The organism is Nisaea nitritireducens (assembly GCF_014904795.1).
GTDB lineage: Bacteria > Pseudomonadota > Alphaproteobacteria > Thalassobaculales > Thalassobaculaceae > Nisaea > Nisaea nitritireducens.
The window spans coordinates 64,431-87,463 of the sequence record NZ_JACZFS010000046.1 but is presented as its reverse complement, the minus strand read 5'-3'; the positions used below and the strand labels follow the sequence as shown (position 1 = coordinate 87,463).

The following is a 23,033-nucleotide window of genomic DNA, read 5'->3' as shown; positions in this document are numbered from 1 at the left end:
GAGCAATATTGCTTGTCCATGGCTATCAGGGCGGCCTTTTTAAGGGGGCAAAACAGGTCGTCGAGCGTGGGGTGCTGCTTCAGTTATCGTCCAGCTTGAATATCACTGCGGCGGCAGTTTCACAGCCTGGATTTGGCGCGTCAGACGGCCCTGCCGATTTCTGCGGTCCGCGCACACAGCAGGCGATTATGGCTGCTCTCTCCTTTCTCAAGGAACAACCGTCCATCGATCCTGACCGGATCGTTCTTTATGGATACAGCCGGGGAGCCATTGCCTCGGCAATGGTCGCCACTCAAGTTCCTGATTTAGAGGCCCTTATACTGTCTAGCGGCGTCTACGATCTTAAGGCGGCTTTTGACAGCAGTTCCGGCGGCGTGCGACAGGCAATCCAGAACGAGGCAGGCCTGTCGAACGAAGCCTTTCTGGCGCGCTCGGCCTTGTACCACACGCATAAAATTCACTCGAACATCTTGATTTTGCACGGAAGGCAGGACGACCGCGCTCCAGTTTCCCAAGCCGAGATATTCGCCGAAACCCTGTCAGACGCCGGAGTTCCGGTCACTCTCAGCCTGTTCGAATGCGGACATCGCATCCCGCTCGAATATTCTCAGGGAGTTCTACGCCCCTTCTTAGAACAGATATTCGCCCCATCCGCTTTGGGTCGCAATTAGCTAACAGAAAAATGCTTCACAAAATCCGGGTCCGGCTCGATACCGAGCCCCGGCCCGCCCGGCAGACCGACGCTGCCGCCGCTTTCCTTCACCTGCTCGCCGACCCGGAGCGGTTCGACCAGCAACTCTTCCCGGAACCGGTTCGGCGTGGTGTCGTATTCCAGCATCGGCTGGACCGGGTGCGCGCCGCCCGGCAGGTCCGGCAACGCGGCCAGCAGATGCATGTTGGTGGCCACGGCCACAGCCGAGCCCCAGACATGGTTCACGATCGGCATGAAATGGGCCTCCGCCAGAGCCCGGACCTTCAGATACTCGGTGATACCGCCAAGCCCGCAGACTTCCGGCTGCAGAACGTCGACGCAGCGGTTATGGATCAGATCGCGGAAGCCCCAGCGGGTGAACTCACCCTCCCCTCCGGCAACCGGCATGTCGAGGGCAAGGCAGAGGTCGCGATAGCCCTGCCTGTCCTCCGGCGCGACCGGCTCCTCGAACCAGGCAACGCCGAGCCGCTCCAGTTCGCGCCCGAGCGGTATCGCTTCCCGTGCCGTATAGGCATGGTTCGCATCCACCATCAGACCAATATCGGGGCCAATAGCACCGCGGACAGTCTCGACCAACGCGATGTCCTCTTTCACGCCGCGCCCGACCTTCATCTTCATCGCCTTGTAGCCGGCTGCGCTGATCGCCGCGCTCTCGACAGCGAAGCGCTCCTTCAGGTCAGGCACCCTCTGCAACATCATGCCGTAGCCATAGACCTGGATACGGTCCCGAAAGGCACCGCCGAGCAACCGGTAGACCGGCACGCCGTGGATCTTGCCGGCCAGATCCCAGAGCGCGATATCGACGCCGGAGAGAGACTGGATCGGCATGCCCTTCTGGCCGTGATCTCGCAGAAGGTTGTAGACCTTGTGCCAGATCACCTCGCGCTCAAGCGGGTCCATGCCGAGCACCATCGGCTGGATCACGCGCTCAACGATGGCCTTGTTGGCGAAAGCGATATCGCCGCCACCGAAACACTCGCCCCAGCCAACCAGCCCCTCGTCGGTCGTGATCTCCACCAGATGGGTGGTGCGCTTCAGGTAATATTGCTGGGAATAGCCGAGCTCTTCATCGAGATCGTACTGGAGCACATGGCTCCGGATGCCTGTGATCTTCATACCCGGCAGCCCCGCATTGTTGCCAACACGGGAAGCCTAGATCATCCGGGATCGCCCGGGCCATGGCCTTTTCACGGAACGATCCAACTCCCGGCGTGAGGCGGCCGTGCCGGGCCGCCTCATGTGCCGGATCAGGACGGAACGTCGTAAGCGGTAATCGTCATGTCCGCCGCTTCCTCGCGCAGCGGAATGATCGCCTGATAGGCGTCCGAAGCGTACCAGGCTTTCAGGTCCTGCATGCTCGGGAAGGAGGCTATGCCCGTCGCCTGATGATTGGCATTACCGCCGGTAAGAACTTCCCCGACCTTGCCGCGCATCACCATTTCACCGCCAAACGGCTTGAAGGTTTCCGCGGCTTGCTTTGAGTAGTCCTGCATCTTGGCCGGGTCCTTGACTGCAACCACAGCCACAAAAAACGCCGTCATGAATATCTCCTCATTCCCTGAACGCTCGACAGAACTTGCCGGGCACGTTATGTACAGAAGTGGATAAAACACGCGTCCATCGTTTTGTCCACTGCTGTATAAATAATATTTTCGTGAGTGATTTTGGCCCGACCGAGCAAATTTGACCGAGACGAAGCCGTCGATACGGCCATGGAAATCTTCTGGCGTGAGGGCTATGAGGCCTGCTCCGTCAAGGCGCTTTCCGAGCGTCTCGGGATTACCCGGTCAAGCTTCTACAACGCGTTCGGTAGCCGCGAGGATCTGTTCCGCGAGGCTCTTGCCCTCTATGGCGAGCAATCGCCCGACAGCGCGTTCGCAAGCGAGCCGTCCTCCGCCGGTAGTGTCAGGCGGCTGATCACGAACACGTTCCGCGCCGCCTGTAGCGCCCGCGCCGCCGATCCCGACGCCAAGGGCTGTTTTGCGGTGAAAAGCGTGGCTGAACTCTGCAATCGGGACGAAGCGCTCGGCCCGATGCTTGATGAGATCGTCCAGGCCAATGTCGCACGGCTGGAACGCCTGCTCGAATTCGGCAAGGCAACCGACGAGCTTCCCTCAACCCTCGACAGCCACGCCACCGCGCTCGCGCTCAAGACAGTGCTGGTCGGTCTCAATGTCGTCTGCAAGGTGATCCGCGAGGAGGAGGAACTCTGGCTCTCCGCCCGCACCGCCCTCAAGGCTCTCGACCTGCTTGAGGAAGATACCGCGGTGTGATGTGAACGTTACCCGCGGGCGGCCCGGGCACTGCGCCGGGTTGCCAGAAGCAGGTTTGTCTCCGAACTGGCGATGCCTTCGATCAGCCGGATGCGGCGTAGCACATCGTCAAAATCCGTCAGGGTCTCGGCGCCGATCTCGGCAATCAGATCCCACTTGCCGTTCGTACTGTGCACCGCGCCAACCTCACCGATGCCGGTGAGTTGGCGCACTACGTTCTCCGTCCCGCGCCCCTCGATTTCGATTAGCATGATGCCGCGCACGGGCATTTCCGTCGCGTCCCCGCGCAGCACCACCGTATAGCCGAGCACATGGCCGTCACGCTCCAGCCGCTCCAGCCGGCTGCGCACCGTGGCACGCGAGACCCCGACCGTGCCGGCAAGCTCGGAAATACCCGTACGGCCATTCCGGCGCAGCGCGGCGATCAGTTTCTCGTCAACAGCATCCATTTTCAGATCGCCACATTTAAGTTATCATTTTGATCATATCATGGATCAAATTGCGCAAATTGCCATCTATTTTGCGCCAGAGACTTGCCCGCATACTGAATACAGTTCGTGCCGGGCAAATCAACCGTGCACATTCATGGAGCCAAAAATGACCGATCGTCGTTCCTGTGTTCTTGTTGGCGCCCCCGTTCAGATCGGTGCGGGCCAGCCGGGTTGCATCATGGGGCCGGACGCATTCCGCACGGCTGGACTTGGCCGGGCGCTGGAAAGTCTTGGCCATTCCGTCGAGGATCTCGGGAATTGCACCGCTGCCGCGCTTCCGGAACGCAGTCATCCGAACAAGGCGATCAAGAACCTGACGGAAACCGCTGGCTGGGTGCAGACCCTCACCGAAGCCGCCTATCAGGCGAAGCAGAACGGCCGCACGCCGATCTTCCTCGGCGGCGACCATGCGCTGGCGGCCGGCACGCTTCCGGGCATCGCCAAAGCCGCCAAGGAAGAAGGGCGCGAACTCTTCGTGCTCTGGCTTGACGCCCATACCGACTACCACGACCTGAACAGCACCGAGAGTGGCAACCTGCATGGCGTGCCGGTCGCCTATTTCACCGGCCGGGACGGCTTCGATAGCTATTTCCCTCCTTTGGAAGTGCCGGTGAAGCCCGAGAACATGACCATGATGGGCATCCGCTCCGTCGATCCGGCGGAACATCGCGAATTGCTGGACCAGCCAATCGAAGTGATCGACATGCGTGCCATCGACGAGCATGGCGTCAACACACTGCTCAAGGATTTCCTGGCGCGGGTCGAAGCGGCGGACGGCATCATTCATGTCAGCCTCGACGTCGATTTCCTCGACCCTGAAATCGCGCCGGCCGTCGGCACCACCGTTCCCGGCGGTGCGACTTTCAGGGAGGCGCATCTGATCATGGAGAAGCTGAACGATTGCGGGCGCGTCGGCTCCCTTGATCTGGTCGAACTGAACCCGTTTCTCGACGAGCGCGGCAAGACCGCGCGCCTCATGGTCGACCTGGCCGCGAGCCTGTTCGGCCGCAAGGTCATGGATCGCCCGACACGTTCTTTCTGAGCCTTGGCCTTTCTGATACCCCGAACCACGGAGACAATCATGGCAAACGCCGCAGACTTCATCGCCACCGAACAGCGCCTCGGCGCACACAATTACAAGCCGTTGGACGTGGTACTGTCCCGAGGTGAAGGCGTGCATGTCTGGGACGTGGACGGAAAGCAGTATCTCGACTGCCTGTCCGCCTATTCGGCGGTCAATCAGGGTCATTGCCACCCGAAGATCTTCGAGGCGATGGTCGAGCAGGCGAAACGCATCACCCTGACCTCCCGCGCCTTCCACAATGACCAACTCGCCGGTTTCTACGAAGACATCGCCCGGCTGACCGGCTCCCACAAGGTGCTGCCGATGAATTCCGGCGCCGAAGCGGTCGAGTCCGCCATCAAGGCCGTACGCAAATGGGGATACGAGCAGAAGGGCGTCGAGGAGAACCAGGCCGAGATCATCGTCTTCTCCAACAATTTCCATGGCCGCACCATCGGCGTCGTCGGCTTCTCCACCGATCCGGTCGCGCGCGGTGGCTTCGGCCCCTTCGCACCAGGCTTCCGGGTGGTCAAGTTCGGCGACATCACGGCGTTCGAGCAGGCTATCACGCGGAACACCGTGGCCGTGCTGATCGAACCGATCCAGGGCGAGGCCGGCGTGATCATTCCGCCCGCAGGCTACCTGAAGCGGATGCGGGCGCTCTGCACCGAGCACAACATCACGCTGATCCTGGACGAAATCCAGTCAGGCCTCGGCCGGACCGGCAAGATGCTGGCGGAAGAGCATGAGGAGATCGAGGCGGATGTGACACTGGTCGGCAAGGCGCTGTCCGGCGGCTTCTATCCGGTCTCCGCCGTGCTTTCGAACACCGAAGTGCTCGGCGTGCTGCAACCGGGCCAGCATGGCTCCACCTTTGGCGGCAACCCGCTGGCTTGCGCCATCGCCCGGGCCGCGCTCGACGTGCTGGTGAGCGAGGGCATGATCGAGAATTCCGCCGAGCAAGGCTCTTATTTCAAGGCCGGCCTGGAAGACATACGCTCCAACGCGGTCAAGGAAATCCGCGGACGCGGCCTGATGCTGGCCGTTGAGCTACAACCGGAAGCGGGCGGCGCCAAAAAATACTGCGAGGCCCTGAAGGATCGCGGCATTCTGGCGAAAGACACGCACGAACATTCGATCCGCATCGCCCCGCCGCTGGTCATCACCCGCGATCAGGTCGACTGGGCGCTGGAGCGTTTCCAGGACGTGCTGACCAACCTTCACTAAGCGGCGTACGCACCACGCGCCAGCATCCGGAGTCCGAACAGACCCGGCTCCGGATGCCTGATGCGATAGACAGGAATGGCGGCGAGATAGTCCGCCATCCGACCGTCCCCGACGAAATGCGCCCGAAACAGATCCTCCCGGAAATCGGCGCCTATATGTCCCAGAACGCCGCCGTTCAGATAGACACCGCCGCGTGCCCCGACCGTGAGAGCGGCGTTAGCGGCAACAGCGCCGAGGAAGGATGAAAACCGGTCCAGCGCCTCCCGCGCCACCGGGCAGTCCGTGTCCGCCAGCCTTGCCGTGACGTCCTCACCACATACCACCCGCACCCCGGCACCGTTCTTTTCCGCGATGGCATTGAACAAAGCCGCAAGCCCCGCGCCGGAGAGCACTGATTCCGCCGAGACGGGACCGTTGCGGCGGAGCATCCGGTGAAGCTCGGCTTCCGCCTCGTCCCGGCAGGGCAAATCGACATGACCACCCTCGCCATCAAGGATCGTCCAGCCTCGCTCTGCAGGAACCGCCGCACCGACTCCAAGCCCGGTGCCCGGACCGAGCACGAGTTTTGGTGCTCCTTCGTTGTTCTCACCGGCCTGAACTATCTGTAGATCCTCACCCGAGAAGTAAGGCAACGCCGCCGCGACGGCGGAAAAATCATTCATCAGCCGGAAACGGCCCCAGCCGTAGCGCTCCGCAACGGCGCGGCGGGAAAAGCTCCAGGGACAGTTGGTCAACCGACACCGGTCGCCGGATACGGGACCTGCCACGGCCAGAAGGGCGGAGACCGGTCGGGCCGTAGCAGGCAAGCCGTCAAGATACTGATCGAGAACGGATTCCAGTCCCGGATGATCCGCTGTCCTGAATCGGGCCTCGGCTTCGATGGACGTGCCGTTTGTCAGCGCAAGGCGCAAGTTCGTCCCGCCGAGATCGCCGATCAATATCCTTGCCGTCATGCACTACCGGTCGCGCGCAGCGCGAGCCGTCCCTTTGAATTTCACACTCACGGGGTACCGGAAGCCGACATTCTGTGCAACCGGGACGCAGTAACAGCTCCCGGCCCGACTGCCGGCCGGGCAGAGCTGCAGGCTTTGACATTGCCGGAGATTGCAGGCTCCTGACGGAGGCGTGATTTCACAGGACGGGCCGGAACAGGCATATGCATAACCTTGGTGAACGTGGGAAATACCAATGGAAAGTATCTATTACGTCCTCTCCTGGGCCTGTCATCGGCGGTGCAAGCATTGCTACGAAGACAAGTTCCGCCCCTATGTCCGTGACGAGCTGAAAGCGGTCGTTGGCGCAGCGCAGGAGAATTTCCCGCGGATCATCGCGAACCTTCCTGAACGCCTAACCTACCTCGACCTCGAGCAACCGGACGACAATGCGCCCGGCGGCTATGTCGAGCGAAACAGCCGGATCATCGTCTCCGGCGGCGAAGTCCTGATCGACCCCATACGGGAGACCATCCTCTACCCCGCGCTGGAAATGATCCGCGACAAATACAAGGAGCAGGGCGGCGTCAGGCTGGTGGTGCAGACCACTGGCGACCTCCTCACCGAGAAGATCATCGACGAGCTGCTTGAACGCGGCATCTACATGATCTCCGTCGCCGGGATGGACGATTTCCATGTCGGCATGGAGGGCGAGAAGCGGGTTCCGCTACAGGAGCGGCTAACCCAGTGGTTCAAGGCCGCCGGCATGCGCGATTTCGTGCACGAGCCGTCCGAACGTGCCTGGGACGATGACGGGCCGGCCTTTTCCTTCTTCGGCGCGACCGAGGATGCCTGGATCGGCAAGATCTGGCCGCGCGGCCGGGCCTGGAAGAACGGGCTTTCGAAAGCCACCATCAACGACAATTTCTGCAATGTCTGGTCCGGCGGCCTGAATTTCCTGAATCGGCGCTATTCCGGCTCCGAGGTCTCCATCGACCCGAACGGGGATGTCTTTCCCTGCTGCCTGAAAACCAAGGCGCCGCTTGGCAACCTGACGGAAGAGCCGCTGGAAGATATCATCGACAGCCTGGTCGGCCATCCCGCCTTCGAGGCGATCTCGATGGGCCATCCAGAACGCATGGGCATCGCCCACGGCTGGGATGTCGAGACCTTCCTGAAGAAGTCGGAGACCATCACCGTGAAAGGGGAGCCCTATCGCAACCTTTGTATCGGCTGCGACCGGTTCCATACCGAAGTACTGGCCGGCGTGCTAGAAACGGCAAGGCACCAACGACTGTCCGCCAGGAGCCAGGACGCGGCCGACTAGCGCGGACCGCTCGTCGCCAGCAGGACTGTGTAGACGCTTTTTGTCGCGGTGATGAAAAGCCGGTTCCGCTTCGGCCCTCCAAAGCAGAGGTTCGAGACGACTTCCGGAACAAGTATCTTGCCGATCAAGTCGCCGTCCGGCGTGTAGCAATGCACACCGTCCGCCGCACTGGTCCAGATCTTCCCCTTATTGTCGAAGCGGAACCCGTCGAAGACACCGGCCTCGCATTCGGCAAAGACATCGCCGCCCCGGAGCCGGTTATCGTCCGTGACGTCGAACACGCGAATATGCTTCGGCGCGCCCGGATAGCGCGTCGCCCCGCTGTCCGCGATGTAGAGCTTCGTCTCATCAAGCGAGAACGCGAGACCGTTCGGGCAGGTGAAATCGTCCGTGACCTGAGTGATCGCGCCTGTCCCACCGTCGATCCGGTAGACGTGCTGCCCGCCGATCTCCTCCTCGCCTTCGAAACCCTCATAGTCGGATTCAATGCCGTAGGCTGGATCCGTGAACCAGATCGATCCGTCCGATCTCACAACCACGTCGTTCGGGCTGTTGAAGCGTTTTCCTTCGAACCGGTCGGCAAGCGTCTCGATAGAGCCATCGTGGTTCATGCGCGTGACACTCCGGCTGCCGTGCTCGCAACAGATCACCCGGCCCTCGCGATCAAGGGTGCTGCCGTTCACATTGGCGCCCTCGTTGATGCGGAACTCGCCGACCGCGCCGCTGCATTCGTCCCAGCGCAGGCGGCGGTCGTTCGGGATATCACTCCAGATGAGCGACTTGTAGGCCGGGACATAGACCGGCCCCTCGGTCCATTTACCGCCGGTCCAGATCTGCTCGACGGTCTCGATCGCCTTGACGCATCGGCGGAAACGATCGTCACGGATCTCGTAATCGCTCGCACTCATTGTTGTTTTCTCCCCGCATGAAACCCCGGTCTTCCCATTGTCTTCACAAATCGGCAGGCTCGCTATGACAAAAGAAAATGCATTGGGGGGAACAATGGAACACCGTTACGACGCAAACGCGCTCACGGCCTTCGCCACAGGCCTGTTCGAAGCCGCGGGTCTCGATCGAGACAAGGCAAGTACAATCGCTCCCCTGCTCGTCGAAGCCGATCTTATGGGCCATACGACCCACGGCCTGCAGCTCTGCGCCCCTTATCTGAAAGCGCTTGAGGACGGCACCATGCGCAAGGAAGGCGGCCCGGAAGTGCTGAGCGACCGGGGCGCCGTGGCGACCTGGGACGGCCGCCGCCTGCCCGGCGTCTGGCTCACTGCCCGGGCGGTGGATCAGGCCGTCGAACGGGCGAAACTTTACGGCACCGCGGGCATCGCAATCCGGCGCAGCCACCACATCGCCTGTCTCGCAGTCTTCCTTGAGCGGGCGACGCGGGAAGGCTGCATGATGCAGATCACCTCTTCCGATCCGGCCGTTGCCAGCGTCGCTCCCTATGGCGGAACCGAGCCTCTCTTTACACCGGACCCAATTGCGGTCGGCATCCCCACCGGCGGCGATCCGATCCTGATCGACACCAGCGCCTCGATCACCACGAACGGGCTGACCGGCCGGTTGCACAGCGAGGGAAAGAAGCTTCCCGGCAAATGGGTTCAGGATGCGGACGGCATGGCAACCGACGACCCGGGCGCCCTCTTCACCGACCCGCCGGGCACGATCCTGCCCATCGGGGGCCAGGAATACGGGCATAAGGGATATGGCCTTGCCCTGATGATCGAGGCACTGACGCAGGGGCTCGCCGGTCATGGCCGTGCGGACCCCGCTGACGGCTGGGGTGCCGGCGTCCATATACAGGTCTCCGATCCAACCGCCTTCTCCGGCAGAGACGCCTTTAACCGGCAGATCGACCATATCGTCGCGAAGTGCCTCGCCAACAAACCGGCTACTCCCGGGACCCCAGTGCGCCTGCCCGGGCAAAGTGCGATCCAAAAGCGCCGCGATGCGCTGGAAAACGGCATCCAACTCTATCCGGGCATCATCGAGGCATTGCAACCATGGGCCCAAAAATACAATGCCACCTTGCCTTCAGCCTCTGCACCCGCATAGCGCGGACCACAGCGCGCAGCGCTCAACCAAGCATGTTGCAATGCGGAATAATAACATGGGAATACGATCCCAAGTTCTTGCAATGACAATTTGACCCTGCAATGCTGCCGTTCCTAATCGGTCAGGACAGTCAGTCCGACGGAAGCGAAGCGCCCAATCCCATCCTCACCTCGCCTCGCTACCTAGAAACCGGCCTAACGAACAGGAGTGGACATGAAAAGATTTGTTGCAGCTTCGGCGCTATCGCTGGTGGCTTTGGCTTCGGCAACCCCGGCAGCCCTCGCCGGCAAAGCCGACGACACGCTGAACATTGTCTGGGAACGCGAACTGGAGAATGTCGACAGCTATTTCAACACTGCGCGTGAAGGCATCATCGTCTCCCGCATGACTTGGGATGCCTTGTTGTACCGCGATCCGGCGACGATGGAATACAAGCCGCTGATCGCGAAATCCTACAAGTGGGTCGACGATACCACACTGGAATTCGAACTGAACGAAGGCCTCACCTTCCACAATGGCGAAGAGCTTGATGCGGACGATGTGGTGTTCACCTACAACTGGGTTGCCGACCCGGCCAACGGTGTGAAAACCCAACGCAATGTCAGCTGGATCAAGGGCGCGAAGAAGCTTGGAAAATACAAAGTCCAGGTGATGTTGAAAGCGGCGTTCCCGGCCGCTCTTGAATTCGTATCGGGTGCCGTCTCCATCTACCCGAAAGATTATTACGAGAAGGTCGGCCCTGACGGCATGGCACTGAAGCCGGTTGGCTCCGGGCCGTACAAAGTCACCGAACTCGAGCCTGGCCGTAAGATTGTCTGGGAAAAATTCGACGGCTACATGCAGGGCAGCCCCAAGGGTACGCCGACAATCGGCAAGATTGTCCAGCGGACCATTCCGGAACGCAACACGCAGATCGCTGAATTGCTCTCCGGACGTGCGGACTGGATGTGGCGGGTTCCCGCCGATCAGGCAGATCGCCTGAGTTCCTCGGGCCGCGTCCAGATTGTCAACGAGCAGACCTTCCGCATCGGGTACATCACCATGGATGCGTCGGGAACGACCGGCGACACACCGCTGAAAGACGTACGCGTGCGCCAGGCTATCTCCCACGCGATCGACCGTGAAGGAATCGTCAAGGCTCTGGTCCGGGGTAAGTCAGCTGTCGTTGATTCTGCCTGCTTCCCAAGCCAGGTCGGTTGCACGACCGAAGTGCAGAAATACGCCTATGACCCGGCCAAGGCCAAGGCTCTGCTGGCGGAAGCCGGATATCCGGATGGGTTCAGCATTGACTTTTATGCCTATCGCAACCGGGACTATGCCGAAGCCATGGCCGGTTTCCTCGGCCAGGTCGGCATCAAGACCAACTTCAACTTCCTGAAATACGCGGCCCTGCGTGACAAGATCCGGGCCAAGGAAGTGCCGATGGCCTTCATGACCTGGGGCTCCTACTCGATCAACGATGTCTCGGCGATCACCAGCAACTTCTTCACCCACGGCAAGGACGATCTCGCCCTTGATGCGGAGGTTAAGGAATATCTGGTCAAAGGAGACACCACCGTCGATTTGGCTGTGCGCAAGGAAGCCTACGGCAAGGCTCTGAATCTGATTTCAGAGAAAGCCTATTGGCTGCCGCTCTGGTCGTACAACACCAACTACGCTTTCTCGAATGATGTGAACTTCACCCCGACCTCCGATGAGATTCCGCGGTTCTTCACAGCTTCCTGGAAGTAATCCGAACACTTTTTGGCCCCGCTCCCACGCTGTGGGGGCGGGGCTTATAACAAGGGCCGGGACGTGCTCGATGCACCGGAACCCGGCCTTACCGGATATTGAGATATGCTGGTCTACACCCTGAAACGATTGTTTCTGGCCTTTCTCGTCGCGCTGACGGTTTCGGCCATAACCTTCTCTCTTACATACCTCGCGAGCGACCCGGCAACGGCCATGGCCGGCGAAACCGCGAGCGACGCAGATATCGAATATATTCGGACACTGTATGGCTTTGACCGGCCAATCACCGTTCAGTATCTGGAATGGGCCGGGAGAGCGATCCAGGGAGATTTTGGCGAGAGCTTCTACTTCAAGCTTCCAGTATCTACGCTGCTGTTCGAGCGCCTGCCCGTATCCATGATCCTGGGCGTATGCGCGATCAGTTTCGCGATCATCCTTTCGATCCCGCTCGGCGTGCTCGCAGCCATCCGTCCGAACAGCTTTCTCGACCGGATGGCGCTCGGCATTTCGGTTGTCGGACAGGCCATGCCAAGCTTCTGGTTAGCACTGCTGCTGATCTTGATCTTCGGGGTCAATCTCAATCTTCTGCCGATCACCGGATCCGAGACCTGGAAGCATTTCATCCTACCGACGATCGTGCTCGGCTATTACGCAACACCGGCCATCATGCGACTGACCCGGACAGGGATGCTCGAAGTGCTCGGATCCGATTATATCCGCACGGCCCGGGCCAAGGGCTTGTCCCTGCCTGTCATCCTCTTTAAGCATGCCCTGCGTAATGCGGTGATCCCTGTGGTCTCCCTCGCAGCCGTCCAGTTCGGCTTCATGCTTGGCGGCTCGATCGTTATCGAGAGCATCTTCGCTCTGCACGGGGCCGGCTACCTCGCTTGGGAATCAATCGGCCGGAACGATCTGCCCGTTGTGCAGGCCGTCGTGCTGGTTTTCTCGCTTTTCTACATCGTCCTGACATTTCTCTCGGATCTGCTGAATGCCTGGCTCGATCCGCGCATCCGGGTGGGCTAAGACAATGACCACAACAATCGCAAATCGAGGCCTGCCCGCCGCCGAAGACATTGTCGGGCCGACGCCGGGACAACAGATGCGCCGCCGCATTTTCGGCCATTATGGCCTTCTGTTCGGCGGCACCATCCTCGGCATCATGTTCCTCATGGCCATTCTGGCTCCGCTCATCGCGCCGCACGACCCTTACCTCCAGGAGCTGCTCGGACGCATGCAGCAACCGGTCTGGATGAGTGGAAGTTGGGACCATATCCTTGGCACGGACCATCTGGGCCGGGATTTTCTTACCCGCCTGATGTACGGCGCCCAGATCTCACTGCTGATCGGTTTTGCCGCCGCCCTCATCTCCGGCGTCATTGGTACCGCCCTGGGAGTCGCGGCCGGCTACTTCGGCGGCCGTGTGGACATGGTCGTCACCTTCCTGATCACGGTTCGCCTGTCCATGCCGGTGGTTCTGGTCGCCCTTGCTGTGGTTGCCCTGATCGGCGGATCGCTGACAGTCGTTATCAGCGTTCTCGGACTACTGCTCTGGGATCGTTTTGCGGTCGTTATGCGCTCCGCTACCATGCAGATCCGGCAGATGGACTATGTCGCAGCGGCAAAGGCGGTCGGTTGCTCGACCCCCCGCATCCTGTTGACCGAGATCCTGCCGAACATCGTGAATAGCCTGATCGTGGTTGTGACTCTGGAAATGGCGCATGCCATCCTGCTTGAAGCGGCACTGTCCTTCCTCGGCATGGGCGTCCAGCCGCCAATGCCTTCCTGGGGGCTGATGGTCTCCGAGGGCAAGGAGCAGATCTACTTCGAGGCCTGGATGATCACCATTCCAGGCATCGCGCTGTTCCTCCTCGTGCTGGCAATCAATCTTGTTGGCGACGGTATCCGTGACGTTACCGCGCCGGAGCACAGGAATTGATGCAAGCCCCCCGAATTACCCTAGATGGAGCGACGCATGTCAGCCGTTCTTGAAATCAGCGGCCTTACGGTCGACATCCCGGTCGCGGCGGGCGATCTGCATGCCGTGCGCGGCATCGACTTCTCGGTCGACAAGGGCGAAACGCTCTGCATCGTCGGTGAGTCAGGCTGCGGCAAATCTCTGACGTCCCTGTCCATCATGGGACTGCTGCCCAAACGGGCGAAGATCAACGCGGACAAAATGCAGTTCACCGGGACTGATCTTCTCAGTCTGAAAGAACGCGAGTTGGCAGCCATTCGCGGAAACCGGATGGCGATGATCTTCCAGGAGCCAATGACCTCGCTGAACCCGGCCTACACTATCGGCAACCAGCTGATGGAACCGTATCTCCGGCATAAAAAATCCAGCGACAAGGAAGCTCGCGAGCGCGCGATCTACCTGCTGGAGCGGGTTGGCATCACGGCCGCAGCCAGTCGTCTCTCGCAGTATCCGCACCAGCTTTCCGGTGGCTTGCGCCAGCGTGTGATGATCGCCATGGCGCTGATGTGCGACCCGGAACTGATCATCGCGGACGAGCCGACCACGGCGCTCGACGTCACCATCCAGGCGCAGATCCTGCACCTGCTGGCGGAGCTGCGGAACGAGTTCAACTCAGCCCTGATCCTGATCACCCACGACCTCGGCGTTGTCGCCCGGGTCGCGGACAAGGTGGCTGTGATGTATGCGGGCAAGATCGTCGAGGCCGGCACGGTCGAAGAAATCTTCAATCAGCCACTGCACCCTTATACGCAGGGCCTTATCAATTGCATTCCAGTGCCGGGCAAGACCGCGCGCGGCTCCCGCCTCGGCTCCATACCCGGCATCGTTCCGACACTGATCGGCGACATCAAGGGATGCAGCTTCCGCAACCGTTGCGGCTTCGCCCATGACGCATGCGATACGAATGACCCGTTCCACACGCTGAACCCGGGGCGCGGTTACCGCTGCACCCTCGATGTGCCCGCGTGTGAAGCTAATGCGAAGGAGCTGGCGTCGGCATGACCGGACAGACCCCGCCCCCCGTCCTCGAAATGCAGGACGTCACGAAAACCTATATGATCCGCCGCGGAATCTTCAGCCCGAAGCAGCCGCTGCATGCGGTGAACGGAATCTCCCTGAAGATCAATAAAGGCGACGTCCTCGGTCTGGTCGGGGAATCCGGCTGCGGCAAGTCGACCCTTGCCAAGATTCTGCTCGGCCTCGAATTGCCAAGCTCGGGCGAGATCTTCATCGATGGAGAACCTGCCTATCAGAACGGCGACCGCACAGCTATCGCCCGCCGTATCCAGCCGATCTTCCAGGACCCTTATTCCTCGCTGAACCCGCGCAAGACAATTGGCTCGATCGTCTCGCTGCCGCTGCGCGTGCACAAAGTCGGCGATCCTTCGACATGGCGCAAAGCGGTCGAGGACATCCTCGATATCGTCGGCCTGCCGCGCCGGGTCTATGACAGCTATCCGAACCAACTATCCGGCGGTCAGCGCCAGCGCGTCGCCATCGCCCGTGCGCTTATCATGAAACCGGAAATCGTCATTTGCGACGAGCCGACCTCAGCGCTCGACGTCTCGGTGCAGTCCCAGATTCTCAACCTGCTGATGGATCTGCGCGAAGAGCTGAACCTCACCTATGTCCTGATCAGTCACAACCTGGCCGTGGTTGAGCATATCGCGACCAAGGTGGCGGTGATGTATCTCGGCCGGATCGTCGAAGAGACTGGTACTGACAAGCTATTCGAAGCTGCGCGGCATCCATACACGTCCGCTCTGCTCAGCTCCGTACTGACACCGGAACCCGGTCTCGGCGTGCCGGACAGCGGTCTCGGCATCGCCTTTCCGAACCCGATCAATCCGCCGAGCGGCTGCACCTTCCACCCGCGTTGCGCCAAGGCATTCGGTCCCTGCTCCGTGGACAAGCCGCCTGTCATCCAGGATGCAGATGGCAGCGTGGAATGCCATCTCTACGCCTGACGTCCAAAGGACGGAGCGATGCATTACCGGACTTTGTGCCCTGACGATTTCGATGACGCTCTGGCGTTGTATCGGGAATTGACCGGATCGCGGCCGGTTGCCGACGGAAATTTAGGCCGCGACCGTTTCCGGCAAATCCTCGAGCGTGACGGCACCGCAATCCACGGTGCCGAGACGGACGGACGCATAGTCTCCATGGCAACGCTCCACCTGATGCCGAACATGACTTATGGCGGCCGGCCCTATGCGCTGGTTGAGAATGTCGTGACCCTGACGGCGTATCAGGGACAAGGTATCGGACGCGGCGTGATGAACGCATTGATCGACAGGGCATGGGCTGCCGATGCTTACAAAATCATGCTGCTGACCGGACGGCGCGCCGAGGCACGAGGCTTCTATGAAAAGCTGGGGTTCGACGGTGATGAAAAGCACGGGATGATCCTGCGCCGCGCAATTTCATAGCAATCCCCCCGATGATTTTTCCCATGCAGCGTCATGCTGATGTCATGCTCCCCCGCTAAGGTTCCGGTCCCTCCTTCAGACTGCTTCCCGGAACCGTCATGTCCCTCACATTCGCGACCTACAACATCCAGTTCGGGCTCGGACAGGATGGAGAATTCGATACAGCCCGGATCGCCGACGCGGTTGCCAACGCCGACATCATCTGCATGCAGGAAGTCGTGCAGAACTGGCCTCGGGATGATTACGAAGACCAAGCGGCCAGCATCGCGGAACGGCTGAACCTGTTCTATGTCTTCGGCTCCAGCTTCAACGTGGATGGCAGCTTCCGGGACGAGAGCGGCAAAGTCATGAACCGGCGCCGGACCTTCGGCAACATGATCGCGAGCCGCTGGCCGATCACGGCCTCCCGCACCTTGCATCTGCGCAAGAAACCGTCGCCGGGCGTGTTCGACCTGCAGCGCTGTGCCGTCGAAGCCATCGTCGAGGTGCCATCGGGCCCGATCCGGGTCTACAGCACCCATCTGGCGCATCAGGCACCGTCACACCGCATGCCGCAGGTCGAGGCCTTGAGAGAATACATCTTCCGCGCCCCCTATGAAGGCGGCCCGATCGACGGCCCGCATCCGCTGCCACCGGAATCGGCTTTCGACTGGACGGAGGGTCTGGAATTCGCCCCGGCGCCGCGCTCCGCCATCCTTGCGGGCGATCTCAATTGCCGCCCGACTTCGGAGGAATACGCCCATCTCTGCGGCGAGCCCCACCCGAAGCGTGGGCGGACACGGCATTACGATCAGCTGGTCGATAGCTGGGTCGCCGCCGGAAACGGTGAAGAAGGTGTCTCGACCCTCTATAAGCGGGACGGCGACTTCAAGATTGACCATGTGCTGACGACCGACGATCTCGCGCCGAAGGTGACCAAAAGCTGGGTCGCGACCGACGAAACAGCCTCCGACCATTACCCGGTCTTTGTCGAATTCGACCTCTGACGGGCAAGGCGGGACGCGTCGGGGTCTGTAGAACGGCTCGCCTCCCATGCCTGCCTGAGGTGCCCGCCTTCGCCGTCGAACCGCTCATCCAGGGGCGTGCATTCATGCATCCGGTCCGGCCGAAAATGCCGGAAGTCCCTCCGTAACCGGCACCAGGCCGCCAGCACGGCAACCTCGGCGTAATAGATCAGTGCGATCGGCAGGATCTTACGCCGGGTCAGGCTGCCTGTATCGTCCTCATAAACCACCTGCAAGGCGCGCTCTTCCCGGATCGCTGTCCGAATCTCCGGGAGCAGGTTCAGATCCGGCGCACCCCAACTTGATGTCAGCAAAGCCTCGCTGAGCGGTGTGGCGGCATTGAGTTTGCGGGCCGCGCGTTCAGCTGCACGCTTCAACCCCGCATCGCCCGTCCGTGCCAGCATGGACAATCCGACAGAGATGGCTTCCGCCTCTTCTGTATCGAAATTGATCGGCGGCAGATCGTAGCCGCGCTGCAGGACATACCCAATGCCGGGCTCGCCCGCGATCGGTATCCGCATGGCCTGAAGCGCGGCGATGTCCCGATAGATTGTCCGCACCGAGACCTCAAGCTGTTCGGCGAGACGCGCAGCGATCACCGGAGTACGGGCGCCGCGCAGAATCTGGATAACCTCGAACAATCTGTCAGTAGGGCGCATTTACTGATGCCTTTCTTACTGAAAACTAACAAATCATTCCTGACATCATGTTGTCAGTAGGAAATTGATACGAGTTTGGCCGCCCCATTATCCCCTCGAGGAAATGCCGCCATGCTCATCAGTCTGCCCGCGCCGTCGCCACGCCTCAGGGGCGTCGGCCTTGTCGGCATCTCCGTCCTGTTCTTCAGCACAGCCGGGCTGTTCACGAAAGGAGTGCCGGAGGACGCCTGGACCATTGTCTTCTGGCGCGGTCTGGCAGCGGCCGGCTTCACTCTCGGCTATCTTCTGACGACCAGCGGCTTGCGACGGGAGCTTGCCAGCTTCGGCTGGCCCGCCCTGTTCGTCAGCCTGCTCGGAGCGAGCGGATCGGCCGCCTTCATTTCTTCCTTCAAACTCACCAGCATCGCCAATGTCGCCCTGATCTACGCCACCGTGCCGTTTCTGGCCGCGATCCTTGCCTGGATTTGTCTGCGGGAGCGGCCGACGACGAGAACACTCCTTGCCAGCTGCGCCACACTTGCAGGGGTTCTGATCATCTTTGGTGGATCCATCGGCGGCACAAGTCTGACAGGTGATCTGCTGGCACTCTGGATGACGATTACCCTCGCGGGCTCAATGGTGCTCTATCGTCGATGGCCCGAGACGCCTGCGGGGATACCCTCGGCTCTCTCTTCCATCGTGCTGCTTCCCGCCGCGCTGCTCGCAGCCACCCCACTCGATGCCGCGCCCGAATACATGCCTGCCATGGCCGGTTTCGGTCTCGTCTTCGCGGTCGCCTCGATCACGTTGATGGCCGGCGCACGGCTGCTGCCGTCCGCCGAGACCGCACTGCTCAGCGCTCTGGAGACACCCGTGGCGCCGCTGCTGGCATTTCTGTTTCTGGCTGAAGTGCCCCCGACGGCGACCTTTATCGGTGGCGGCGTGATCCTGTCGGCCATCCTCTGGTCCCAATGGCCCCGGAGATAGCCCTAAGCATCAGGTCCCGGCGCGCTTGCGCCGTGCGACCGCTTCGCGGTGCGCGATGTAGGAAATGCTGCCGACAATGATCGCGGCCCCGATCCAGGTGAAAATCTCCGGCACCTCGCCGAAAATCGCGAAGCCGATCAGGGCGGACCAGACCAGTTGCACGAACTTGATGGGCTGGATCGCCGACATCTCCGCAACCTTGAAGCCTTGCGTCATCAACAAATGCCCAAACGTCGCCAAACCTGCCGTGACAAAAACCAGAGCGAGTTCTTCGACAGTCGGTGCGCGCCAGACATAAAGGGCAGGAATGAAGGTGAAAATGGTCACGAAAACCGACAGGTAGGCAACCACTGCGGCGCCCGTTTCCGTCACCGTCAGTTTCTTGGCGACGATATCGGCGCAGGCAAAGATTGGGGCCGCGAGCAGCATGGCGATTGCGCCAGGATCGACCACCTCGAAACCCGGCCGGATGATGACAAGAGCGCCGAACAACCCGATCACGATGGCAACGATGCGGCGCAAGCGGATGACCTCGCCGAGGAACAGGGCGGCCAGCAGCGTGGTATAGACCGGCGCCGTGAAGCCCATGGCCGTCACTTCCGCCAGCGGCATGCGCGACATGGCATAGAACCAGAGCAAAACGCCGGAGCCATGCAGGATGCCGCGCAGCGCATGCATCGGCAGCTTGGCTCCCCGCAGATCCGATGGCCGCAGCTTCAGAAAGAACGGCGCCATGAAGAGCAGCGCGAAGGCATAACGCAGGAACCCGGTCTGGATCGGATCCAGCGTGGCGCCGACATAGCGCACGATTGCCATGAAACAGGAGAAGACCAGCCCCGAGAGGGCGATCCAGATCATGCCCTGAACATTGGGCGGAATGGCGTTAAAGCGGGATCTCAGATCCCTGAAGACGATCAAAGGCATATTGGCCATTTGGAAATAATCACGGACCTATAATTACCATTACTCCTGCAAAGGGAAATGACAAAGGCCACTTCGCGGCACCGCTATCGGTGGATACCGGCACGAGACTCATCCAAACGTTATGCCTCTTCCTCGGCCGACAACAAATGCAGACGGGCCTTCTGGGCTCCCCGGATATGTTCCCGCATCAGACGCTCGGCACTTTCCGGGTCTTTATCCGCAATTGCCTGAACGATTGCCGCATGTTCGGCTTTCGCCGCATCGGATCTGCCCTGCACACGCATCGTGGTTGGCCCCAGCAACGCCATCGCGTCCTGCAGGACATTCAGTGTCTTGAGCAGGTATCTGTTGTGAGCGGCATGATAGAGGCTGGTGTGGAAGCGGCGGTTATGTCCGGCCACTGCCGCGGGAGGGCCTTCACCGGCGGGATCGATCGAGACAATTTCCTGAAGGATCGACACTTCCGCTTCCGAGGCACGGTGAGCGGCAAGACCGGCAGCGGTGCCTTCCAGCACCTCTCGCATGAAATAGAGTTCCATCACCGCCTGATGATCGAGTTCCGAGATCACCATCCCCCGATAAGGCGCGAAGCTGAGCAAACCGTCCGCTTCCAGGCGTCGGAAAGCCTCGCGCACCGGCGTACGACTTACATCAAGGCGCGCCGCCATCTCGCTTTCCCGGACCCTTTGGCCCGGCTTCAGCTCGCCGGACCGGATTGCGTCCTTCAGCTTCAGATAGGCAGTTTCTCCCCGCGGCTCACCCGCAGGCGCCGCATCGCCATCCTTCGCCATCCGCTTACGCGTCATAGCCGTTTCCTCCCCCACGCCGGTCTGAAGGCGCCTCCGTTATGGGACAACGATACTGGAACGCTCGCCCTGCGCCCACCCCATTGGCCACAACACGGGCAGCCCGGAAACAGACTTGTCGCTGGCCCGGCACGCCCGCCTCGGCTACGGTGCGCGTCATCTTGTCTGGAGGGAACCCAACGCGATGCCTTACGTCTATCCGATCCCCAACCTGCTGCCGCCCGAACTGGTCACCGAAATCCGGAACCGGCTAAAAGCCGAACCGGACAGCTGGGTTGACGGCGCACAGACTGCGGGCCGCGAAGCCTCCAAGAAGAACAATCAGGAGCTTGCGTCGGACAGCGCACTTCGCGTGCAGATTTCGGATGCGATCACGACGGTCCTGCGCGACTATCAGAGACGAGAATCCCTCCTCTTCACATTCCTCGCCGCTCCCTCGAAGATCGGCACCTTCCTGGTTTCCAGCACGGAAACCGGCGGCGGCTATGGCGATCACATGGACAACAACGTGATGAGCAAGGGAACGCCGGAGGAGCTGCGTTCCGATCTCTCCATAACGATTTTTCTGTCAGATCCGGAAAGCTATGAGGGCGGCGAGCTTGTGATCGACAGCGACATGACATTCGCACCGAGCTTCAAGATGCCGGCGGGCGGCGCGGTGCTCTATGCCACCAATTCCATCCACCGGGTGAACCCGGTGACCGCGGGCAAGCGCGACGTTGCCATTACCTGGATCCAGAGCGAGATCGCCGACCCGTTCATGCGCCAGATGAATGCCGACCTGCTGCAATGTCTGAATGCCGTATCGCAGAATGCCGAGCAGATACCTCAGCTCGCGAATTTTCTGACGCTCAAGCTGGAAAAAGTCCGGGGCAACCTGCAGAAACGCCAACGCTGAGGGGAAATCATCCGGGCTGACGATGCAGGCCGGCCGGAAGGTGTCAGACCTTCCGGTTTTTCTTCGAAGCGCCGTAAGTTCCGTCCTCGTTCTGGACCAGATCGACCACGTCGTCTTTTTGAGTCGTGCGTGGCGTGTTGCCGCCATTGCTCCGCGCGGCCTCCTTCAGCTTCTGCTTACGCGCGGCATCGAGCCGGCTCACGAGCTTGAAGCCGTACCAGATCGCCGTGATGACAGCGACGAGCACGAGGATTTTCTGAATACTGAACATATATCCGTTTTAGCGGATCGTTCCGGGAGTTCAAGACCCGGAATCGCAGTGGATCACATAGTTGACCATTCTGTGAGCACAACCGGGGCCTTCCCGTCGTCTGGCAAAGGCCGTTTTCCAGCACGCTATGTGCGCCCCGGCTAGCGGCCGCCTACACAGACAACATAGACAAAACGCCTTCCACATTACGGGAATGACCCTGCCTTTTATTGATTTGCCGACTCATGCGATCATCTCTCCACTACAAGTCTTTACAATGCCGGCGTCCCGAGCCGAAAGCACCCGAGGAGAAAGCGTATGAAAGCCGCCGAATTGTCACGCGTTGGTCCGGCCGAGGAAGTCGTGATCTGCCGCGAGGTCGCGGATGCGCCACCTCCAGGCAAGGGTGAAGCCAGCATCGAGTTGATTGCCTGCTCGATCAATCCGGCGGACATCCTCGGCATCGAAGGCAATTACGCGAGCATTCCCGAGACGCCGTCCCCGCTTGGCATTGAAGGGGCTGGCCGCGTGACCGCCGTTGGCACCGGCGTAAGAGATCTCGCCGTGGGTGACCTGGTGATGAGCCTGCACCGCGCCAACTGGAGCCAGAGCCTTACCGTGCCGGCGGCGGCCCTGGTAAAGCTCCCTGCCGAGATCGACCCGGAACAGGCGGCCATGATGAAGGTCAATGCTGCCACCGCGATGCTGATGCTGAAAAGCTACGTCACGCTGAAGCCGGGAGACTGGGTGATGCAGAATGCCGGCAATTCCGGCGTCGGCACCGACGTCATCAAGCTTGCCCGGAAGCGCGGACTCAACACGGTGAGCGTGGTCCGTCGGCACGAGCTGATCAAGCCGCTGCACGATATGGGCGCCAATGTCGTGGTTCTCGAAGGCCCCGACCTCGCCGAACGGGTTTCCGCGGCGACCAACGGAGCGGAAATCAAGCTCGGGCTGGATGCCATTGCCGGCTCCGCCGTGAATGACATGGCGGCATGCCTTGCCGAAGGCGGCGTCATCGTCAATTACGGGCTTCTCAGCGGCAAGCCCTGCACGCTGGACGCACATCAGGTCGTGTTCCGGGACATCACCCTCACGGGCTTCTGGCTGGCGAAGCTGATGCGTGGCATGCAGCCGAAACAGATCCGGGACATGTATGCCGAGCTCAGCGGTTACTTCATCGACGGTACCCTGAAGGTCGCAGTCGAAGCGCGTTACGGCCTCGACGATATCCAGAAGGCGATGGCCCACGCCAAGCGCGAGAGCCGGAGCGGCAAGGTTCTGCTGCGCCCGAACGGGTGA

25 protein-coding genes are annotated in these 23,033 nt (G+C 60.9%); 16 read left to right on the top strand and 9 right to left on the bottom strand.

Annotated elements, in window-relative coordinates; all coding sequences use genetic code 11:
- Nucleotides 1-8 precede the first annotated feature (8 nt).
- Nucleotides 9-671 carry an alpha/beta hydrolase family protein gene (locus tag IG629_RS15690; protein WP_226886810.1) on the top strand — a complete coding sequence of 221 codons (663 nt, stop codon included), beginning with the start codon at nucleotides 9-11 and terminating at the stop codon, nucleotides 669-671.
- Here IG629_RS15690 and IG629_RS15685 read toward each other — a convergent pair.
- Nucleotides 668-1,828, bottom strand: a complete 1,161-nt coding sequence (locus tag IG629_RS15685; RefSeq protein ID WP_193172876.1) for a mandelate racemase/muconate lactonizing enzyme family protein — start codon at nucleotides 1,826-1,828, stop codon at nucleotides 668-670. The two genes, IG629_RS15690 and IG629_RS15685, sit on opposite strands and share 4 nt — an antisense overlap.
- Before the next feature lie 131 nt (nucleotides 1,829-1,959).
- Nucleotides 1,960-2,253 (bottom strand): DUF1330 domain-containing protein, encoded by a 294-nt coding sequence (locus IG629_RS15680; RefSeq protein WP_028467296.1) that lies wholly within the window; start codon nucleotides 2,251-2,253, stop codon nucleotides 1,960-1,962.
- A 171-nt stretch (nucleotides 2,254-2,424) separates the two neighbouring features.
- Here IG629_RS15680 and IG629_RS15675 point away from each other — a divergent pair, with 171 nt between their 5' ends.
- Nucleotides 2,425-2,985 carry a TetR/AcrR family transcriptional regulator gene (locus tag IG629_RS15675; protein WP_193172875.1) on the top strand — a complete coding sequence of 187 codons (561 nt, stop codon included), beginning with the start codon at nucleotides 2,425-2,427 and terminating at the stop codon, nucleotides 2,983-2,985.
- 8 nt (nucleotides 2,986-2,993) lie between these two features.
- Here the strand turns inward: IG629_RS15675 and IG629_RS15670 are convergent, their stop codons facing one another.
- Complete coding sequence (locus IG629_RS15670; RefSeq protein WP_193172874.1) at nucleotides 2,994-3,434, bottom strand: Lrp/AsnC family transcriptional regulator; 441 nt, start codon at nucleotides 3,432-3,434, stop codon at nucleotides 2,994-2,996.
- Nucleotides 3,435-3,582: 148 nt separating this feature from the next.
- On the opposite strand from IG629_RS15670, the gene rocF reads away from it, so the two are divergent.
- The gene (rocF, locus tag IG629_RS15665; RefSeq protein ID WP_193172873.1) at nucleotides 3,583-4,518 is read left to right on the top strand and encodes an arginase; all 936 of its coding nucleotides are present in this window, start codon (nucleotides 3,583-3,585) and stop codon (nucleotides 4,516-4,518) included.
- 39 nt (nucleotides 4,519-4,557) lie between these two features.
- The gene (rocD, locus tag IG629_RS15660; RefSeq protein WP_193172872.1) at nucleotides 4,558-5,766 is read left to right on the top strand and encodes an ornithine--oxo-acid transaminase; all 1,209 of its coding nucleotides are present in this window, start codon (nucleotides 4,558-4,560) and stop codon (nucleotides 5,764-5,766) included.
- On the opposite strand, the gene glk is transcribed toward rocD, so the two are convergent.
- Nucleotides 5,763-6,719, bottom strand: coding sequence for a glucokinase (gene glk / locus IG629_RS15655; RefSeq protein ID WP_193172871.1), 957 nt, complete (start codon nucleotides 6,717-6,719; stop codon nucleotides 5,763-5,765). The genes rocD and glk overlap by 4 nt on opposite strands.
- 235 nt (nucleotides 6,720-6,954) lie before the next feature.
- On the opposite strand from glk, the gene IG629_RS15650 reads away from it, so the two are divergent.
- Nucleotides 6,955-8,025 (top strand): radical SAM protein, encoded by a 1,071-nt coding sequence (locus IG629_RS15650; protein ID WP_193172870.1) that lies wholly within the window; start codon nucleotides 6,955-6,957, stop codon nucleotides 8,023-8,025.
- Here IG629_RS15650 and IG629_RS15645 read toward each other — a convergent pair.
- Nucleotides 8,022-8,933, bottom strand: coding sequence for an SMP-30/gluconolactonase/LRE family protein (locus IG629_RS15645; RefSeq protein ID WP_193172869.1), 912 nt, complete (start codon nucleotides 8,931-8,933; stop codon nucleotides 8,022-8,024). The genes IG629_RS15650 and IG629_RS15645 overlap by 4 nt on opposite strands.
- A gap of 94 nt (nucleotides 8,934-9,027) precedes the next feature.
- On the opposite strand from IG629_RS15645, the gene IG629_RS15640 reads away from it, so the two are divergent.
- From IG629_RS15640 to IG629_RS15605, 8 genes are all read left to right on the top strand, one after another.
- Nucleotides 9,028-10,089, top strand: coding sequence for an Ldh family oxidoreductase (locus tag IG629_RS15640; protein ID WP_193172868.1), 1,062 nt, complete (start codon nucleotides 9,028-9,030; stop codon nucleotides 10,087-10,089).
- Between the two features lie 213 nt (nucleotides 10,090-10,302).
- Nucleotides 10,303-11,820, top strand: coding sequence for an ABC transporter substrate-binding protein (locus IG629_RS15635; protein WP_193172867.1), 1,518 nt, complete (start codon nucleotides 10,303-10,305; stop codon nucleotides 11,818-11,820).
- 105 nt (nucleotides 11,821-11,925) lie between these two features.
- On the top strand, nucleotides 11,926-12,843 hold the full coding sequence (locus IG629_RS15630) for an ABC transporter permease (RefSeq protein ID WP_193172866.1): 918 nt from the start codon (nucleotides 11,926-11,928) through the stop codon (nucleotides 12,841-12,843).
- Nucleotides 12,844-12,847: 4 nt separating this feature from the next.
- Nucleotides 12,848-13,756: an ABC transporter permease gene (locus tag IG629_RS15625; RefSeq protein WP_226886808.1), complete on the top strand. Its 909-nt coding sequence runs from the start codon at nucleotides 12,848-12,850 to the stop codon at nucleotides 13,754-13,756.
- Between the two features lie 36 nt (nucleotides 13,757-13,792).
- Nucleotides 13,793-14,797: an ABC transporter ATP-binding protein gene (locus IG629_RS15620; RefSeq protein WP_193172864.1), complete on the top strand. Its 1,005-nt coding sequence runs from the start codon at nucleotides 13,793-13,795 to the stop codon at nucleotides 14,795-14,797.
- Nucleotides 14,794-15,762 (top strand): ABC transporter ATP-binding protein, encoded by a 969-nt coding sequence (locus IG629_RS15615; RefSeq protein WP_193172863.1) that lies wholly within the window; start codon nucleotides 14,794-14,796, stop codon nucleotides 15,760-15,762. The genes IG629_RS15620 and IG629_RS15615 overlap by 4 nt, the downstream gene beginning before the upstream one ends.
- Nucleotides 15,763-15,780: 18 nt before the next feature.
- Nucleotides 15,781-16,224, top strand: coding sequence for a GNAT family N-acetyltransferase (locus tag IG629_RS15610; RefSeq protein ID WP_193172862.1), 444 nt, complete (start codon nucleotides 15,781-15,783; stop codon nucleotides 16,222-16,224).
- 98 nt (nucleotides 16,225-16,322) lie between these two features.
- Nucleotides 16,323-17,210, top strand: a complete 888-nt coding sequence (locus IG629_RS15605; RefSeq protein WP_193172861.1) for an endonuclease/exonuclease/phosphatase family protein — start codon at nucleotides 16,323-16,325, stop codon at nucleotides 17,208-17,210.
- On the opposite strand, the gene IG629_RS15600 is transcribed toward IG629_RS15605, so the two are convergent.
- On the bottom strand, nucleotides 17,180-17,887 hold the full coding sequence (locus IG629_RS15600) for a helix-turn-helix transcriptional regulator (protein WP_193172860.1): 708 nt from the start codon (nucleotides 17,885-17,887) through the stop codon (nucleotides 17,180-17,182). The genes IG629_RS15605 and IG629_RS15600 overlap by 31 nt on opposite strands.
- 111 nt (nucleotides 17,888-17,998) lie before the next feature.
- On the opposite strand from IG629_RS15600, the gene IG629_RS15595 reads away from it, so the two are divergent.
- Complete coding sequence (locus tag IG629_RS15595) at nucleotides 17,999-18,853, top strand: DMT family transporter (RefSeq protein ID WP_193172859.1); 855 nt, start codon at nucleotides 17,999-18,001, stop codon at nucleotides 18,851-18,853.
- Nucleotides 18,854-18,862: 9 nt separating this feature from the next.
- On the opposite strand, the gene IG629_RS15590 is transcribed toward IG629_RS15595, so the two are convergent.
- Both IG629_RS15590 and IG629_RS15585 read right to left on the bottom strand, forming a co-directional pair.
- The gene (locus IG629_RS15590) at nucleotides 18,863-19,786 is read right to left on the bottom strand and encodes a DMT family transporter (RefSeq protein ID WP_226886806.1); all 924 of its coding nucleotides are present in this window, start codon (nucleotides 19,784-19,786) and stop codon (nucleotides 18,863-18,865) included.
- A 110-nt stretch (nucleotides 19,787-19,896) separates the two neighbouring features.
- Nucleotides 19,897-20,583: a GntR family transcriptional regulator gene (locus IG629_RS15585; RefSeq protein WP_226886805.1), complete on the bottom strand. Its 687-nt coding sequence runs from the start codon at nucleotides 20,581-20,583 to the stop codon at nucleotides 19,897-19,899.
- Nucleotides 20,584-20,698: 115 nt separating this feature from the next.
- On the opposite strand from IG629_RS15585, the gene IG629_RS15580 reads away from it, so the two are divergent.
- Nucleotides 20,699-21,481 carry a Fe2+-dependent dioxygenase gene (locus IG629_RS15580; protein WP_193172858.1) on the top strand — a complete coding sequence of 261 codons (783 nt, stop codon included), beginning with the start codon at nucleotides 20,699-20,701 and terminating at the stop codon, nucleotides 21,479-21,481.
- Between the two features lie 43 nt (nucleotides 21,482-21,524).
- Here the strand turns inward: IG629_RS15580 and IG629_RS15575 are convergent, their stop codons facing one another.
- Entirely contained in the window at nucleotides 21,525-21,752 is a 228-nt protein-coding gene (locus IG629_RS15575; protein WP_193172857.1) for a hypothetical protein, read from the bottom strand.
- A 297-nt stretch (nucleotides 21,753-22,049) separates the two neighbouring features.
- Between IG629_RS15575 and IG629_RS15570 the strand changes: the two genes are divergently transcribed.
- Complete coding sequence (locus IG629_RS15570) at nucleotides 22,050-23,033, top strand: zinc-dependent alcohol dehydrogenase family protein (protein WP_193172856.1); 984 nt, start codon at nucleotides 22,050-22,052, stop codon at nucleotides 23,031-23,033.

What these genes read in the sequence shown, in the direction of transcription:
- IG629_RS15685 (WP_193172876.1), bottom strand. Translation starts at nt 1,828, where the DNA reads ATGAAGATCACAGGCATCCGGAGCCATGTGCTCCAGTACGATCTCGAT.
- IG629_RS15680 (WP_028467296.1), bottom strand. Translation starts at nt 2,253, where the DNA reads ATGACGGCGTTTTTTGTGGCTGTGGTTGCAGTCAAGGACCCGGCCAAG.
- IG629_RS15675 (WP_193172875.1), top strand. Translation starts at nt 2,425, where the DNA reads ATGGAAATCTTCTGGCGTGAGGGCTATGAGGCCTGCTCCGTCAAGGCG.
- IG629_RS15670 (WP_193172874.1), bottom strand. Translation starts at nt 3,434, where the DNA reads ATGGATGCTGTTGACGAGAAACTGATCGCCGCGCTGCGCCGGAATGGC.
- rocF (WP_193172873.1), top strand. Translation starts at nt 3,583, where the DNA reads ATGACCGATCGTCGTTCCTGTGTTCTTGTTGGCGCCCCCGTTCAGATC.
- rocD (WP_193172872.1), top strand. Translation starts at nt 4,558, where the DNA reads ATGGCAAACGCCGCAGACTTCATCGCCACCGAACAGCGCCTCGGCGCA.
- glk (WP_193172871.1), bottom strand. Translation starts at nt 6,719, where the DNA reads ATGACGGCAAGGATATTGATCGGCGATCTCGGCGGGACGAACTTGCGC.
- IG629_RS15650 (WP_193172870.1), top strand. Translation starts at nt 6,955, where the DNA reads ATGGAAAGTATCTATTACGTCCTCTCCTGGGCCTGTCATCGGCGGTGC.
- IG629_RS15645 (WP_193172869.1), bottom strand. Translation starts at nt 8,933, where the DNA reads ATGAGTGCGAGCGATTACGAGATCCGTGACGATCGTTTCCGCCGATGC.
- IG629_RS15640 (WP_193172868.1), top strand. Translation starts at nt 9,028, where the DNA reads ATGGAACACCGTTACGACGCAAACGCGCTCACGGCCTTCGCCACAGGC.
- IG629_RS15635 (WP_193172867.1), top strand. Translation starts at nt 10,303, where the DNA reads ATGAAAAGATTTGTTGCAGCTTCGGCGCTATCGCTGGTGGCTTTGGCT.
- IG629_RS15630 (WP_193172866.1), top strand. Translation starts at nt 11,926, where the DNA reads ATGCTGGTCTACACCCTGAAACGATTGTTTCTGGCCTTTCTCGTCGCG.
- IG629_RS15625 (WP_226886808.1), top strand. Translation starts at nt 12,848, where the DNA reads ATGACCACAACAATCGCAAATCGAGGCCTGCCCGCCGCCGAAGACATT.
- IG629_RS15620 (WP_193172864.1), top strand. Translation starts at nt 13,793, where the DNA reads ATGTCAGCCGTTCTTGAAATCAGCGGCCTTACGGTCGACATCCCGGTC.
- IG629_RS15615 (WP_193172863.1), top strand. Translation starts at nt 14,794, where the DNA reads ATGACCGGACAGACCCCGCCCCCCGTCCTCGAAATGCAGGACGTCACG.
- IG629_RS15610 (WP_193172862.1), top strand. Translation starts at nt 15,781, where the DNA reads ATGCATTACCGGACTTTGTGCCCTGACGATTTCGATGACGCTCTGGCG.
- IG629_RS15605 (WP_193172861.1), top strand. Translation starts at nt 16,323, where the DNA reads ATGTCCCTCACATTCGCGACCTACAACATCCAGTTCGGGCTCGGACAG.
- IG629_RS15600 (WP_193172860.1), bottom strand. Translation starts at nt 17,887, where the DNA reads ATGCGCCCTACTGACAGATTGTTCGAGGTTATCCAGATTCTGCGCGGC.
- IG629_RS15595 (WP_193172859.1), top strand. Translation starts at nt 17,999, where the DNA reads ATGCTCATCAGTCTGCCCGCGCCGTCGCCACGCCTCAGGGGCGTCGGC.
- IG629_RS15590 (WP_226886806.1), bottom strand. Translation starts at nt 19,786, where the DNA reads ATGGCCAATATGCCTTTGATCGTCTTCAGGGATCTGAGATCCCGCTTT.
- IG629_RS15585 (WP_226886805.1), bottom strand. Translation starts at nt 20,583, where the DNA reads ATGACGCGTAAGCGGATGGCGAAGGATGGCGATGCGGCGCCTGCGGGT.
- IG629_RS15575 (WP_193172857.1), bottom strand. Translation starts at nt 21,752, where the DNA reads ATGTTCAGTATTCAGAAAATCCTCGTGCTCGTCGCTGTCATCACGGCG.
- IG629_RS15570 (WP_193172856.1), top strand. Translation starts at nt 22,050, where the DNA reads ATGAAAGCCGCCGAATTGTCACGCGTTGGTCCGGCCGAGGAAGTCGTG.